Raw genomic sequence first — 15,063 nt, 5'->3', positions numbered from 1 at the left:
GGTCCGGAGTTCGCCGGGCGGCTGCTCGATCAATGGGCGTATCTCAACAAAGTCGAGCTCGACTTCTCAAGGCCCGGAAAACCCACGGATAATGCTTACATTGAGTCCTTCAACAGCCGGCTTCGACAGGAGTGCCTCAACGCCGCCTGGTTCCTGTCGATGGCCGACGCCCGAAGCCGGCTGAGTGAATGGCGAGACGATTACAACCAAAACCGGCCGCATTCGGCGCTTGGAAACTTGACGCCAAGCGCCTTTGCGGCCCTACTTGAACAAGCCCGAAAAGTCGCATGAAGGCCGGACCAAAGTCGGGGTCAGCACCAATCGAAGCCGGAACTAACTCAAATAACGGACCACTTTTTCGGGAGCAGACCACTGAACGTGTCCAATACTCACTCCCATGGCCACGAAAATAAGCGAAAATTCGCTGATCTGGGCGACAGTGAGGCCGGCCAGGAAGCCGGTGCGTTTGCGGTATCCCATCGCTCCCATGATCGCCAGCACGATCAGGGGGTTTCCGATAAGCACGAAGACAGAGAAAATGATCGCGCCGGCAACATGGCTGCCCAGGAGGGACAGGTCTAGCGTTGCGCCAAGCGCAATAAAGAAGAAAAGCAGGAGGAAATCCCGCAGCGGTGCGAGCCGGGCGGCGATGGTTTCCCGGTAAGGGCTGGATGCCAGCGCAACACCCGCCAGCAGTCCCCCGACTTCCTTGCCCAGTCCGACATAGTCGCCGACAGCGGCAAACACCGCTGCCAGTGCAAGGGAGAATATGAGCAGCAGCTCCGGCGCTTTGGCGAGCCAGGCAGTCAGCGGATTGGCAATGAAGCGTACAAAGAGAATAACGACCGCCACAAGTCCTGCGCCTGAGGCCAGGACGGTCATGATGGAACTTGCCCCGCCGCTTGAATGACCGCTGCCTGCGCCAATGCCAATGGCGGAGAGTACAATCATCGCGAGAACGACAACAAGGTCCTGGACGATCAGAAAGCCGAGGGCGATCTGGCCGTGGAGCGAGTCGATTTCGCGCTTGTCCGACAGGAGTTTGACGATGATGATCGTCGAGGAAAAAGTCAGCGCAATGGCGACGTAAAGGCTCGTCAGATGGTTCAGTCCAAGTGCAAGGCCGATAAAATAGCCAAAGAGCGACGTGAAGGCGACCTGACCAAGTCCTGTAAGCAGAGACACGGTTCCCAGCGAACGGATCAGTTTCACATCAAGTTTGATCCCGACCAGAAACAGAAGTACCGCAATCCCGAGTTCGGCGAGCAGATCTATCTGTTCGTCAGAGTGCACAAGGTCCAGGGCAGACGGGCCAGCGAGCAGACCAACTGCAATAAAGCTGACGATCAGGGGTTGGCGTAGGAAAATCCCAACCAGGCCGATGGCGGAAGCCAGAGCAAGAAGTGTTGCGATCTCCGCAAAAGGGCTGTGAATCAAAGCATCCATTCAAGTCTCCTTGCATCTGGCTCTGCGCTTGGCGTTTCACAAGCACCTGCCTGCGAGCCTGCCAACCGCGTTTCCAGACTCCGTGCTTCGTGGGCTTGGAATCCGATGGCGTCCGATCGGGCCCTGGCGAATACTTGCCAACTAACCCTGATGGCGAAAAGATTTTTCTGATCAGGAGGGCCGCCGTCGTTATAACGGTTCCCAGGGAGCATGCCTTCGCGATTTCGATCTGGATTGGACTACGCAGAACTGCACAAAGCACAAATAATCAAAATGAATTGCGATGGATCGCCACGTGCGTAAGTATGGCTGTTCGCAGTCTGTCTGATCTGCCGTCAATCAATGTGTTCGTTTCTCTCATCGGGCTTCTCATGCTGAAAAAAATCTTGGTCGCGACGGATTTTTCTGAAAGGTCCGACCGGGCTCTGCGACGGGCAACGCTTCTCGCCCGGCAGCACGGCGCGAAAATGCATCTGCTTCATGTTGTTGATGATGATCATCCTCGCCGGATTGTGGAGGCCAATCGCGACCAGGCCGAAAGCCTAATGCGTGCGCTTTCGGCAACGATCCGCTCAGAGGACGGACTGCAGTGTGACTGGTCGGTCCGCCTCGGCGCCCCTCATCTGGGAATAGAGCAGGGTGTAGAAGCGGAACGGCCAGACCTCCTCGTTCTCGGGCCCTATCGGCGAAAACTGCTGAAAGATGTGTTTGTCGGGACAACTGCCGAGCGATCCATCAAATCTGCCGGGTGCCCGGTCCTGGTCGTGAATGCCGTTCCCGTGGACAACTATACGCACATCATGCAGACGACCGACTTGTCCGACGCCTCGGCAATCGCGCTTTCCCATTTTGGGGCCCTCCGCGTCGGCAGGAGCGGGCGTTCCTCCGTGCTGCATGTTTTTGAGGCACCGGCGCTGCGGCTTGTGATGTCTGACACACTTCATCCCGAGGACCGGGCGCATTATCTTGATGACGAAAAAAAATCAGCTGCCACTGCGCTCTCCACATTCCTTTCGAAGATAAAGGTTCCCCGCGTTGCGACATTGTTGCGGCATGAAGCGACCAGTGCCGCCCACGAAATCCTCAAAGCAGCGCAATCCGAGCAGGCAGATCTTATCGTTATCTCGACACGCGGCCGGAGCGGGATGCAGAAATTCATCCTTGGCAGTGTGGCAGAACAGGTATTGCGATCTGCATCGGTTGACGTCCTTGCCATACCTCCATCGGTATCGGAGGCTTCGCCGGAGCCGTGACACGACAGGATTGCTAAAAAAGCTGAGCGTTCGATGTCCGGCCCTGAATTCTGGACGGCTGCCCCGGGCCCGCCGGTCTTGGGCAAACCGTTCGCCATACCGGTAATGCTCCGTATTCACCTGCCAGGCGAGACCGGCCAGGGTTGCCGGACAGCACGGTGCGTCCCGAAGCGGCACGCGAGCAGGGAAGACAACATCGACCGGCGATGTCGCCAGCCTCGTACCGGGTGAACCGCGGGGTGGCCGTAACAGCTGCGAAGAGGAGGACGGACACATGACAGAGCAGACATTTGCAGACCAGGTGGTGATGGTCACCGGCGGCGCGTCAGGCATTGGCGCCGCCACGGTCCGGGCTTTCTGCGCCGCCGGAGCCGCGGTCGTCATCGCCGACATCCTGGACGAAGAAGGGGAGGCGCTGGCCTCTGAAATGAGTGCGTCGGGCCATCAGGCTCTTTTCGTCCACTGCGATGTCAGTTTGGAACCGGATATCATGGCGGCCGTTGCTGCTGCCAGAGATCACTTCGGCGGCCTCCACCACGCATTCAACAATGCCGGCATCGAAGGCGAGGCTTTGCCGGTCGATCAGGCAACGAACGAGAACTGGGCGCGTGTGATTGAGGTCAATCTTCGCGGCGTCTGGTGGTGCATGAAGCATCAGATTCCCGTGATGCGGGCAACAGGCGGCGCGTGTTCCATCGTCAATTGTGCGTCGATAGCGGGTTTGACGGGCTTTGCGGGTATTGCCGCTTACGCCGCCAGCAAGCATGGCGTTGTCGGCCTCACGCGCAGCGCAGCGCTGGATCTTGCTGAACAATCCATCCGTGTAAACGCAATATCTCCCGGTGTCATCCAGACACCAATGATCGACAGGTTTGCGGGCACCGATGCCTCCGCCAGAGCCGGGCTCGTAACACGTGTGCCGATGGCTCGGATCGGCAGGCCGGAAGAGATAGCCAGCGCCGTCCTCTGGCTTTGCAGCCACGGTGCGAGCTATATGACCGGACAGGCGATTGCTGTCGATGGCGGCTGGACGGCGTGGTGAGGATCCTCCCTCCCGCGCCTGTCAGTGGGCCAGCAGAAGCGGAATGGGGGTGTCGCGGAGCATGTTCCGGGTGACGCCGCCGAAGAGGGTCTGCTGGAGCCGGGAATGCCGGTAACCGCCAAGGGCCATCAGATCTGCATTCGTGTCGGTTGCGACCTGCATCAGCACTTCATGCACTGGGCGGCCAAGGCTTGCCTCATTGCGCAGCTCGACCTTCAGCCCGTGCCGGGCAAGATGCGCGGCTATATCGAGGCCGGGCGCGTCTCCGTGATCAAGGCTGCCTGGTTTTGCGTCGACGGTGACAATCGTGATATCGGCGTCCGGGGAAGCCAGCAGCAGCGCGTCATGCATCGCCCGCGCAGCTTCCCCGCTGGCATCCCAGCCGATGACAATACGCCGGCCGACCGGACCAGGCGTCCAGTGGACGGGCGCAACCAGAACAGGGCGGCCCGAGCCAAGCAGCACGGCTTCTATCATCTGGGAATAGGGCTGGGCCGCGTCTTTGTCAGGGGCGCGCACAATTGCGAGATCTGCGTGGCGGGCAATCGCCGCCACCAGGGATTCCAAGTTGGCGCTGTAGGTGCTGTGCCGGCGCAGTTCAAACAACGGGGTCCGGTTGTCGAGATTGTCTTTCAGCCCGGTCCAGAACCGCTGGATCAGTTCCTTCTCCTGCCTGAGGTGTTCCACATGTGCCGCGCTCATCCCGAACTCGTTGTAGAATAGCAGGGATTGCAGGATGCCGATCGCCGAACAGGCCACATGTGCGTTGAAATCACCTGCGATCTGTTGAGCCAGATCAATTGCGCTGTTATCTGCGCTGGCGCTGGTCACACACACGACGATGTCTTTAAGCTTCATTTAAATTCCCCTTTCCGGCTGGCGTCAAACCCGGCACATGGGACCGATATGGCCAGATGTGCCTTTCAGTCCGTTCTCTGAAACGCGCTGACGCCGTTGGCACATTCCGATATGGAATGCCCGGGAAATTGTCAGTCCACCTGCGCGAGGAGACTATACGTATTTACCGAAATTGCCGTTTTCCTCCCGGGACGGCATGACGACAGGCGACACATTCATATCGCACGATGCGCCGGCCCTGCTGCGGGGCGGCCAGTCCGCCGGGAATAGGCGGTATGCAGAGAGCCCGCATCAGGGCTTGTTTGGAGGGCAGACATGACCGACCCGCTCTTGCAGCAGACTTCCGTTTCTGCGGTGCTTTTCAGTGTCCCTGTTTCGGAAAGTCTCGCGGCTCTTCAGACAGACTCCGTCTCGGGACTGACAGATGCAGAAGCCGGTCTCCGCCTGGAAACGTATGGACCAAACCGGCTGCCCGCTCCGAAGGGGGGCCATCCGGTGCTCCGGTTCCTCTCGCATTTCCACAACGTCCTGATCTATGTGCTCATCGGCGCCGGACTCGTGACGGCGCTTCTGCAGCACTGGATCGACACCGCAGTTATCTTCGCTGTCGTGATCGTTAACGCCCTGATCGGCTATGTTCAGGAGGGGCGCGCTGAACAGGCAATGGCGGCGATCCGCAACATGCTGTCGCCTCATGCTGCGGTCCTGCGCAGCGCACGCAGGCTGACCGTGGAAGGCGAAGTGCTCGTGCCAGGCGACATCGTCCTGCTTGAGGCGGGCGACAAGGTGCCCGCCGACCTGCGCGTGATCCAGGCGAACAATCTCCAGGTACAGGAAGCCATTCTTACCGGCGAATCCCTCCCGGTGAGTAAGCAGGTCGAGCCGGTGGCAGCCGCTGTGCCGCTGGGCGACCGGAAGTCCATGCTGTTCAGCGGAACGCTTGTCATCTCCGGCACGGCGCGCGGCGTCGTCACGGCAACCGGGAAGCATACCGAGATCGGACGGATCAGCGGGTTGCTGGGCGATGTGCAGACGCTGAGCACCCCGCTGATGATCCAGATTGCCGGCTTCGCGCGCTGGCTGACGGTCATGATCCTGCTGATATCGCTGGCGCTTCTCGTCTTTGGATACTTCGTTGATCACCTCGCGTTTATCGACGTGTTCATGGCTGTGGTCAGCCTCGCGGTGGCCGCCATTCCGGAAGGATTGCCGGCTGTCTTGACGATCACGCTGGCGGTCGGCGTGCAGGCGATGGCGCGGCGGAATGCGATTGTCCGGCGATTGCCCGCGATCGAGACGGTCGGATCGGTCTCGGTCATCTGCACGGACAAGACGGGCACTCTGACCCGGAACGAAATGGTGGTCAGCGCTGTGGTAACCGCTGCAGGCGCCTGGAAAATCGGCGGAGAAGGCTACATGCCGCGCGGCGATGTCGTGGGAAGCGATCCGTCCGGTCTGACTGCACTCGCCCGGGTTGCCGCGCTCTGCAACGATGCCAGCCTTGTCGAAGTGGAGGGCGACTGGCAGGTGCAGGGAGATCCGATGGAGGGCGCGTTGATCGCGCTTGCCGGAAAGCTCGGAGTTGAGCGGGCCGCTGCAGAGGCCATCTCGCCGCGAATTGCCGAGATACCCTTCGATTCTGCCACACGTTACATGGCAACGCTCCACCGGGCAGATGGCAGCGGCGCCCTGATCTGCGTAAAGGGCGCGCCGGAACGAATTGTCGAGATGGCCACCTGTCAGCGTGCTGCCGATGGGACAGATGAGCCGGTCGATGCGAGGTTCTGGCAACAGGTGAGCAGTGACATCGCCGGTCAGGGGATGCGGGTGCTGGCGCTGGCAGGGTGGCGCCGCGATAAGGAGCCGGATGTGTTTGCCCCGGCTGTTCTGGGAGAAGGCCTCGTTCTTCTCGGACTGGTGGGCCTGATTGATCCTCCGCGGGCCGAAGCAATTGACGCGGTTGCTGCCTGTCACAAGGCGGGCATAGCGGTGAAGATGATCACCGGCGACCATGCCGGCACAGCGGCCGCGATCGGGCGCCAGATCGGCCTGCTGAATCCCGGCACGGTGCTGACCGGCGCAGATCTCGACATGATCAGCGATCCTCAGCTGCAGGAACTGATCGAACACACGAACATTTTCGCCAGGACCAGCCCGGAGCATAAGCTGCGTCTCGTAACGGCCCTGCAGGCGCGCGGCCTCACTGTCGCCATGACCGGCGACGGCGTGAACGACGCACCCGCGCTGAAAAAGGCGGATGCGGGCATCGCCATGGGACGCAAGGGATCAGAAGCGGCCAAGGAGGCGGCTGACCTCGTGCTTGCAGACGATAATTTCGCGTCGATCGTTGCAAGCATCCAGGAAGGCCGGACCGTCTATGACAACATCAAGAAGGTGATCAGCTGGACGCTGCCGACCAATGCCGGCGAGGCCGCAACGATACTGGTGGCCCTGGTGTTTGGATTTGCGCTGCCGATGACGCCGATCCAGATACTCTGGATAAACCTGATCACGGCCACAACGCTCGGACTGGCTCTCGCATTTGAACCGACCGAGAAAGCCACCATGAACCGGCCGCCGCGGCCCCGGAACCAACCGCTGCTGACCGGCGGGCTCGTCTGGCATATCGTTTTCGTATCCATGCTGTTCCTGGCCGCCGTCTACGGGATGTATCTTTATGCGATTGACCGGGGATACCCTGCAGAAGTGGCGCGCACCATCGCTGTGAACACACTTGTCGTCCTGGAGATCTTCCATCTTTTCTTTATACGGAATATTTATGGCGCCTCACTGACATGGGATGCGGTAAAAGGGACCCGGGTCGTCTGGTTTTCCGTGCTCACAGTCACGGCGGCGCAGTTTGCCGTGACCTATGTTCCGGTAATGCAGGAAATCTTCGGCACCGCGCCGGTCTCTTTCTTTGACGGCGCCGTGATCATTGTTGTGGGAGCCGTCTTCTTTGCCATCATCGAAACAGAAAAGCAGATCCGGCTGCGGGCCGGACAATTGCGCGCGGGCAGCCGGACTCACGCTTCCAGCACATAGGTTCCCGGCGCTGGACCGAGGGCGTCATGCGGCGCAGGCGATTGTACACGCGGTCCGGAGCCGGATTTTGCTTTCAGCCAGCTGAGCCATTCGGGCCACCAGGACCCGTCTTTCCTATTGGCGCGTGCCATCCAGGCATCCGGCTCAAGGTAAGTGCTCCCGCCGATCTGCGGGCCTGCATAGAAGTAGGCACCTGCCTTGCCGGGCGGACTGACGACACTTGTGTTGTGACCGCCGCCGGTGAGCACGAAAGTGGTCTCAGCAGACCCATGCAGGCCGATCCTGTACACCGAACGCCAGGGAGCGATATGGTCCCGTTCCGCGCCCAGGGCGAAGACGGGCACACCGATGTCCTTGACTGCGACGAACTCGCCCTCAACAGACAGTTCGCCGTGCGTGAAGCTGTTCTCCATGAAAAGCTGGCGCAGGTATTCGCTATGCATGCGTGCAGGCATCCGGGTCGGGTCGGCCAACCAGGCTTCCATGGGGCCCGGCTCTGCCTTGTGCCCGAGCATGTAGCGCTCCACGATGCGTGAATACACGAGTTCATGGGCGCGCAGCACGGAGAAGGCGCCGGCCATGTTCCGCGCGTCCAGCGTGCCGTCAATGTGCATCATGTCTTCGAGCAGCGCGACCTGGCTTTCATCGATGAAGAGGAGCAGTTCACCGGCTTCGCGAAAATCCGTCTGGGCGGCAAGAAGGGTCAGCGAGGCCAGCCGGTTGTCATCACTGCGTCCCATGACGGCGGCGGCGATTGCCAGGATCGTGCCGCCGAGACAATAACCCACGCCGTGGACCGGAGCACCGCCGCACGCCGCGTGGACGACTTCCAGGGCTTCCATCACGCCATTGCGGCGATAGTCATCGAAAGCCGTGTCGCGTAGATCCGTCCCCGGATTTTTCCAGGAGATCATGAAGACGGTGAACCCCTGTGAGACCAGCCAGCGGACGAAGGAATCTTCCGGCGTGATGTCGAGGATATAGTATTTCATGATCCATGCGGGCACGATCAGCACCGGCTCGGGATGCACTTTTCCGGTCGTTGGTGCGTACTGGATGAGTTCGAACAGATGGTTGCGATAAACGACCTGGCCTTCTGTGATCGCCATGGTTTTACCAACCTGCCAGGCGTGTTTCTCGTCCGGCCGGAGATGGCCGCTTTGCGCGGCGATGTCCTGCCAGAGATGTGTCATGCCTCGCATGAAGTTCTGGCCATTGCTTGCGAGGGTCGCGTCCAGCACATCGGGATTGGTCCAGGGGAAATTCACGGGCGCGAGCGCATTCAGGAAGGAAGATCCCATGAACGCCACACGGCGGGCATGGTGATCGGCGACACCGCGCAGGCAGGATGTGGCGGCGCGCCACTGTGCCTCGGCTGCGAGATGCGACTGTGCCAGAAAACGATAGGGCGCGCGGTTCCAGCCGGGACTGCGGAACCGCCGGTCTCCCGGCTCGGGCTTGAACGCCCATTCGTCTCCTTCGCCGGCGCGCTCGCTTTGCGCCAGCGCCTGAAGGGCTTCGGACCAGCGCCACCACAGCTCGATCTGGCGCGCGGGCGAGACCGAGAGATGAAAATACCAGTCTTCCCATGCCTGAAGGGCCGCCCAGGGCGACTGGCCGCCTGTCACCTGCGCGAAGCGGCCGCGCAAGCGCCGGTCGAGATCCCGGAACACGTCCTGGATCGCATCTGGTTGCGCGCACCCTTCGGAATCCCCTTCCGCCGCCGGGCGCCGGAGGGGACTTTCTGAATGCACCTTCAAGGGGGCCGCGCGGGGCCGCTTACTTTTGGGTGTGGTCAAGGAGACGCGCCGCCTCGTCGGCATAATCGGTCACCGCTTCAATGGCGGCATTGCGCCAGATCTCCAGGAAATCCTGTGGCGAGCGGCAGGTTACGAAAGCTGAAAGCGCACTCGCATTCTTGCGGGCGCGGTCTACCCAGAACCGGGTCATTTCCATCTGAATCTCGCTCATCCGGCGGAAACTTTCCAAGGCGGCTGGTGGGCTGGCGCCCGAACTGGCCATCGGCCATGCGGACATAAATGGATCGACAGCGGAAAATGCTTTCGGCGCGGCCTTGACGTTTTCGGCTTGGGTGGATGCACGTGCCATAATGATGCACTCCTTCTTCCAGGTCAGGATTCCAGTTTACCCCCTTTTTCCAATATGCGTGCAAAGGCACGCTCAACCTATACGTAGTTGCCGCAATGGCACCTTCAGATTGACGATTCCGGGCGATCCAATTCGTATACGGACAGACAGTCGCGCGCGATTTCCGATTCCTCATCCGCGGGCACGACAGCGACACTGACCGGTGCGTCTGGAGGTGACAGGAGGGGCGCGCCAGCCCTGTACGCTGCCGGATCGATAGCCACACCGGCCCATGAAAGGCCTTCGGCAATGCCCGCGCGCACCCGGTGTGAGTTTTCTCCAATGCCGGCTGTGAAAACGATGGCGTCCAGCCCGCCGAGCGCCGCGATCAGGGAGCCGCATTCCCGCACGATCCGGTAGATAAAGAGGTTGATTGCTTCTTCTGCCTCCGGCGTTCCGCTCGCCTCGACGGTCCGCAAATCGCCGGACACGCCCGAGACACCAAGCAATCCCGACTGTTTGCGCAGCATGATCGAGATGTCCTCCGGTCTCATCTGCCTTTCGCTCAGCAGATAAAGGATGGCGCCGGCATCAATGTCGCCCGCGCGCGTGCTCATGGGCACGCCGGAGATTGCGGAGAACCCCATGGAGGTAGCGATGCTGCGGCCGTCCAGTATCGCGCAAAGGCTGGCGCCGCTGCCCAGATGCAGGGCGAGTGTCCGGCGGTGGGGGCGCTCAGGGAACAGGTCCGGCAGCCGCCGCGCGATGCTGGCATAAGACAGGCCATGATAGCCGTAGCGAATGATGCCCGTTTCACTCAGGGCGCGCGGGATCGCATAGAGTTGCGCAAGCCGTGGCTGCATCCTGTGGAAGGCTGTATCGAAGGATAGCGTCTGGAACAGGTCAGGCCGCTCCGCAGCGACGGCGCGCACGGCGCTGAGATTGTGGGGCTGGTGGTCGGGTGCCAGGGGGCACAGCGTCTCGAGATGATCCAGCATGTCCGGTGTGGCGCGGTGCGAGTCCACAATGCCGGGGCCGCCCTGAACGACACGGTGTCCCAGCGCATGCACGGGTGCACCCAGAGAGGCTTCTGTTGCCGCCAGCAAACGGGGCGCCAGTATTTTCGGATCGAGGTTTGAAATGTCGGCAGCGGCGAGAAATCGTTCGGCGGTTTCAAGGTCTGCCGATTTTGCCGACAGATGCGGTGCGGCTGGCAGTCCAGAGAGATTGGCGCGCAACAGCTCCACGCCGGCCTTGCCGTTTGCCCCGAAGCTGTAAGCGGCAATCTTGATGCTGGAAGAGCCGGAGTTCAGCGTGGCAATACGAAGGCCGCTCATTGTGCCCCCTCCGACCAGTTCAGATAGACGGCGGCCAGCGCGCAGGACGCCGCCCGTTCCTGCGCGCTGTCGGAACGGCTGGTGAGGATGATGGGAACCCGGGCGCCCAGGACAAGCCCGGCCGCCGCCGCGCCTGCGAGATAGTCGAGTTGCTTGGCCAGCATATTGCCCGCCTCAATCGTAGGGACGATCAGGATATCGGCGGCGCCGGCGACCGGGGAGACAAGGCCTTTTGCCTCTGCAGACGCCTTCGAGATCGCCAGATCGAAGGCAAGTGGCCCATCGACGGGGCCGCCTTTTATCTGCCCCCGGTCTGCCATTTTGCACAAGGCAGCAGCATCTATCGTCGAAGGCATGTGCGGATCGACGACTTCGGTGGCGGACAGAATGGCCGTACGCGGTGGATCGATGCCGATGGCGCGCGCAAGGTCGATGGCGTTCTGCACGATCCAGCGTTTTGTCATGAGGTCTGGCGCAATGTTGAGGCCGCCATCGGAAATCAGAAGCCATGTCGGCCAGGCGGGCGTTTCCATGACGAAGATATGGCTCATCCGCCGCTCGGTGCGCAGGCCGGCGCCAGCGGCCACGCAGGCGCCCATGAGTTCACTGGTGGAGAGCGCGCCCTTCATCAGGGCCGAAACCTTCCCGGCCGCCGCCAGGCTCACAGCCTCTGCGGCGGCTGCGTGGCTGTGCGGGGTATTGATGATTTCGATCCCCGTCAGGTCAATGCCTGCTGCTTTCGCAGCCTGCGTGATGCGCGCCGCGGGGCCGATCAGGATGGGTTCGATCAGGCCCGCCTCGCGTCCGGCCATGGCGCCTGAGAGGGACAGGGTGTCGACGGGGTGAACGATCGCGGTCCGGATTCGCGGGCGTCCGGCTCTGGCAATGAGCGCCGAGAATGCGTTTTCGGGGTCGTCGTGATAGCCAGCGGTTTCCTTCGGCATCGTGTTTCCTTTGAATGACTTCGGTTCTCCGGACAGGTCCGGCGTCTATGGTCTCACCACAAGCCGCTTGATGGAATGCCGGAACTTTCAGCCAGGCGGAATGAGAGCGCAACTGCAGAACCGTATGCCGTCGCCTTCCCGATCATCCCGGGTCATGCGTAGTGAAGCGAGCTGACTGAAAGCATATAGCCTGTCAAAAGGAGCAAGGTCCTGCAAAAGTCGCTGCTGTAGCAAGTCTTCGCCCAGCTTTGCGTCTGCTTCGTCCCGGGTCATGCGCGCAAGGCGCACGGCGTAATTGACGCGGTCGGTGAGGCTGGTGGCGTAGCCCGTGTCAAAGCGGTGAACAAGATCTCTCATACGCGGGATGGCTTCGTCCACGCGCCCGGCATCCTGAAGCATCATATCATAGACTTCTTCTCCAAAGGCGATCATCTCCGCGGGGCCATATCCTTCGCCCATCCAGGCATCGAAGATGGACAGCGCTGCAACATTGTCGCAACGGAAGTAGAAATTTCGCCCGATCGCATAGCTCAGCGTGACCCAGCCCCCTGAATTCCGGCCATGATTTTGCAGACTCTCTCGATTAGAGAGGATGACACATGCGCAAGAGCAGATTTTCAGACGAGCAGATCATTGCGATGATCCGGGAGCACGAGAGCGGCGTGAAGACGGCAGACATTTGCCGAAAGTACGGGCTGTCGGATGCGACCTTTTACAAGCTGAAGGCCAAGTTTGGCGGGATGACGGTGTCGGACGCCCAGCGGCTGCGGACGCTGGAGACCGAGAACAGCAAGCTGAAGCGCCTTCTGGCCGAGGCGATGCTGGACAATGCAGCGTTGAAGGATATTGCCTCAAAAAACTTCTGACGCCCGATGTCAAACGCAAGGCCGTGCAGCACCTGATGGAGGTGCATGAGCTGAGCGAACGTCGGGCCTGCAAGCTGGCTGAGCTGGATCGATCAACGTTCCAATATGAGAAACAGGCAGGCGATGATGCTGTCATGCGGGAGCGTCTGCGGGCGCTGGCTGCGACCCGCCGCCGGTTTGGTTACCGCCGGCTGGGCATTCTGCTCGACCGCGAGGGGCTGGGCGCTAACCACAAGAAGGTGTTCCGGATCTACCAGGAGGAAGGTCTCGCCGTGAAGCGCCGGCGCGGCCGGAAGCGCGCAGTCGGCACCCGCAGCCCGATGCACCTCCCCGAGGGGCCGAACCAGAGATGGAGCCTCGACTTCGTCTCCGACGCCCTGAGCGATGGCAGGCGGTTCAGGACGCTCTGCGTCGTCGATGACTTCACACGCGAGGCCTTGGCGACGGTTGTCGATGTCTCGCTGTCGGGTGTCCGCGTTGCGCGGGAACTCTCCCGTCTGATCGACCAGCGTGGCCGCCCTCAAATGATCGTCTCCGACAACGTCCTATGAAAGGAACGAAAGCTGGAATGAGCCAACAGGTCAGCAGTGCGTGACAGCCAATCAGCTTCACGCTCTTTTTCAAATTCACCCAGGCGTCTTCTGTCGTCAAGGAATCAGTTCTTCCATAGCAAACACAGGGTACGCTGGATTGCGGCCCTCACCGTCCTCAAGACGAGATCCGAATACCCAGGCAGAAGACCCGAACATTATCTACGAGGTCATGACGATGCATGCCTCAACGGCACTTGCAGAGCGGGGTCCTTCCGCCTGGGACCGCGTCCTTCGAAGAAGGGGCGGTAATCTGTCTCGGTCTTGATGACCGAATGTGCGGTGCGTGCGATCTTTGCGGCAACGGCAGTGAGTGCTTTGCGCTTCAGGTGCGGATCGCTGTGATCTCTGGCGATGTATCTTTCATACTTGTCGCGGAAGCCGTTCTCGCGCTGCCGAATGGCGACCTGTCCTGCCATCCAGAATGTCCGTCTCAGCCTGGCATTTCCAAACTTGGAGAGTTTGGTCTGCCCTCGGAATATACCTGACTGCTGAGTCGAAAGGTTGAATCCGCAAAACTCAAGAAACTGCCGGTGATGCCCGAAGCGGCGCAGGTCCCCGGCCTCAGCCAGGATGGTGAGCGCGTTGATCGGCCCGATGCCTGGGATGGTCCTCAAGCGTACGAAGTCCGGATGTGTTCCAAGCAGGTCGCTGGCTTGCTGTTCGATCTGATCACGTTGGGCAATCAGATGTCTTCCCTGACCGAGAACGAGACGAAACATGCGGATCGCTGGCGTCTCTGGATCGACCGGCAGGCCAATGGAATCAGCGGCTGTGGCGTATATATCAGCGAGCAGTCGAGCTTTTGATACCTTCTTGCCGACAACATCCCAGGCCGCTTCGATGAAAGCATCTTCGGACATGCACGTGATCGATCCCGGCGTGGGGAACTGTTCGAGGAAGGCGAGGAACCAATCGCTGCGCGAGTTGCCCATGAAGCGCTCAGCCTCGGGAAAGTAGAGTGGCAAGTAGTGTGTTCTCAAACGATGCCAGAACTCAGTCTTTGTTTGTGAGATGACGGCATGGGTCTTCGACAACTCTTGAATGTCGTTCACGCCGTGCACGAGCGGGTCATGCCAGATCTGGGTTAGCCCAGTCTGCATCATATGCAGCATCACCTGCGCATCCTTCGGATCGTTCTTGTCCCATGAGTTGTGCATCGCCTCGCGCGTGCGTGCCAGCGACAGCGAAGAAATGAGCTTCAACTCAAACCCTGCCTGATGGAGCCGCCACGCCAGCGGCCGATGATAGTCGCCCGTCGGCTCAAATCCGACCTGAACCGGCACGCCAAAGGCGGTGAGCGTCTCGACAAATCTGTCGATATCTTCCCGCACGTTACGAACTGTGAGGCGTTTGCGACGCCGCCTCCCAGGGACAGCGATCAAAACTTCATTGCGATGCTTCGCGATATCAATCGCTATCAGAACGGGTTGCCCTGTCTTATGATGCGTCTTGGTCATGGCCGGTCTCCTCTTCAGTTGTGGTCGGCAAAACCACTGTAAGAGACCTGAAGGCTCGGTCATGACCGCCCGCCTGCATGTGAGAAACAAGCAGGCGGTCATGACCTCCGGAACATCGGTTCCCAATGTGCTAC

General features: G+C 60.6%; 10 protein-coding genes and 3 pseudogenes. 5 read left to right on the top strand and 8 right to left on the bottom strand.

The features are described from left to right. A partial coding sequence (locus tag C0456_RS18275; RefSeq protein WP_291055262.1) for a transposase occupies positions 1-291 on the top strand: 291 nt, incomplete at its 5' end. 81 nt (positions 292-372) lie between these two features. On the opposite strand, the pseudogene C0456_RS18270 reads toward C0456_RS18275, so the two are convergent. Then, positions 373-1,446: pseudogene (locus tag C0456_RS18270) on the bottom strand (cation:proton antiporter); the annotation flags it as partial. A 305-nt stretch (positions 1,447-1,751) separates the two neighbouring features. Here C0456_RS18270 and C0456_RS18265 point away from each other — a divergent pair. Next, positions 1,752-2,699 carry a universal stress protein gene (locus C0456_RS18265; RefSeq protein WP_291055258.1) on the top strand — a complete coding sequence of 316 codons (948 nt, stop codon included), beginning with the start codon at positions 1,752-1,754 and terminating at the stop codon, positions 2,697-2,699. Positions 2,700-2,973: 274 nt separating this feature from the next. Continuing rightward, entirely contained in the window at positions 2,974-3,741 is a 768-nt protein-coding gene (locus C0456_RS18260) for a glucose 1-dehydrogenase (protein WP_291055257.1), read from the top strand. 21 nt (positions 3,742-3,762) lie between these two features. On the opposite strand, the gene C0456_RS18255 is transcribed toward C0456_RS18260, so the two are convergent. Next, positions 3,763-4,599, bottom strand: coding sequence for a universal stress protein (locus tag C0456_RS18255; protein ID WP_291055255.1), 837 nt, complete (start codon positions 4,597-4,599; stop codon positions 3,763-3,765). A 315-nt stretch (positions 4,600-4,914) separates the two neighbouring features. On the opposite strand from C0456_RS18255, the gene C0456_RS18250 reads away from it, so the two are divergent. Continuing rightward, positions 4,915-7,644 (top strand): cation-transporting P-type ATPase, encoded by a 2,730-nt coding sequence (locus tag C0456_RS18250; protein ID WP_291055252.1) that lies wholly within the window; start codon positions 4,915-4,917, stop codon positions 7,642-7,644. Here the strand turns inward: C0456_RS18250 and C0456_RS18245 are convergent. From C0456_RS18245 to C0456_RS18225, 5 genes are all read right to left on the bottom strand, one after another. Then, a complete protein-coding gene (locus C0456_RS18245) occupies positions 7,626-9,398 on the bottom strand; it encodes an alpha/beta fold hydrolase (protein ID WP_291055249.1) in 1,773 nt (590 codons plus the stop codon). The two genes, C0456_RS18250 and C0456_RS18245, sit on opposite strands and share 19 nt — an antisense overlap. Positions 9,399-9,423: 25 nt before the next feature. Next, positions 9,424-9,753: a hypothetical protein gene (locus C0456_RS18240; RefSeq protein WP_291055244.1), complete on the bottom strand. Its 330-nt coding sequence runs from the start codon at positions 9,751-9,753 to the stop codon at positions 9,424-9,426. A gap of 104 nt (positions 9,754-9,857) precedes the next feature. Next, on the bottom strand, positions 9,858-11,069 hold the full coding sequence (locus C0456_RS18235; protein WP_291055241.1) for a hypothetical protein: 1,212 nt from the start codon (positions 11,067-11,069) through the stop codon (positions 9,858-9,860). After that, on the bottom strand, positions 11,066-12,013 hold the full coding sequence (locus C0456_RS18230) for a bifunctional enoyl-CoA hydratase/phosphate acetyltransferase (protein ID WP_291055238.1): 948 nt from the start codon (positions 12,011-12,013) through the stop codon (positions 11,066-11,068). The genes C0456_RS18235 and C0456_RS18230 overlap by 4 nt, the downstream gene beginning before the upstream one ends. Positions 12,014-12,100: 87 nt before the next feature. Continuing rightward, positions 12,101-12,445 carry a hypothetical protein gene (locus tag C0456_RS18225; RefSeq protein WP_291055235.1) on the bottom strand — a complete coding sequence of 115 codons (345 nt, stop codon included), beginning with the start codon at positions 12,443-12,445 and terminating at the stop codon, positions 12,101-12,103. Between the two features lie 167 nt (positions 12,446-12,612). Here C0456_RS18225 and C0456_RS18220 point away from each other — a divergent pair. Continuing rightward, a pseudogene (locus tag C0456_RS18220) lies at positions 12,613-13,421 on the top strand (IS3 family transposase); the annotation flags it as partial. 235 nt (positions 13,422-13,656) lie between these two features. Here the strand turns inward: C0456_RS18220 and C0456_RS18215 are convergent. After that, a pseudogene (locus C0456_RS18215) lies at positions 13,657-14,929 on the bottom strand (IS110 family transposase). Between the last annotated feature and the right edge of the window lie 134 nt (positions 14,930-15,063).

Origin of the sequence: Hyphomonas sp. (assembly GCF_013823385.1) — a bacterium.
Lineage (GTDB): Bacteria > Pseudomonadota > Alphaproteobacteria > Caulobacterales > Hyphomonadaceae > Hyphomonas.
This window is presented reverse-complemented; position numbering and strand designations above follow the sequence as displayed.

Bases quoted from the DNA above. Each gene is read 5' to 3' on its own strand.
- C0456_RS18225 (WP_291055235.1), bottom strand. From the start codon at position 12,445: ATGATCGCCTTTGGAGAAGAAGTCTATGATATGATGCTTCAGGATGCC.
- C0456_RS18265 (WP_291055258.1), top strand. From the start codon at position 1,752: ATGGCTGTTCGCAGTCTGTCTGATCTGCCGTCAATCAATGTGTTCGTT.
- C0456_RS18235 (WP_291055241.1), bottom strand. From the start codon at position 11,069: ATGAGCGGCCTTCGTATTGCCACGCTGAACTCCGGCTCTTCCAGCATC.
- C0456_RS18250 (WP_291055252.1), top strand. From the start codon at position 4,915: ATGACCGACCCGCTCTTGCAGCAGACTTCCGTTTCTGCGGTGCTTTTC.
- C0456_RS18255 (WP_291055255.1), bottom strand. From the start codon at position 4,599: ATGAAGCTTAAAGACATCGTCGTGTGTGTGACCAGCGCCAGCGCAGAT.
- C0456_RS18230 (WP_291055238.1), bottom strand. From the start codon at position 12,013: ATGCCGAAGGAAACCGCTGGCTATCACGACGACCCCGAAAACGCATTC.
- C0456_RS18260 (WP_291055257.1), top strand. From the start codon at position 2,974: ATGACAGAGCAGACATTTGCAGACCAGGTGGTGATGGTCACCGGCGGC.
- C0456_RS18240 (WP_291055244.1), bottom strand. From the start codon at position 9,753: ATGGCACGTGCATCCACCCAAGCCGAAAACGTCAAGGCCGCGCCGAAA.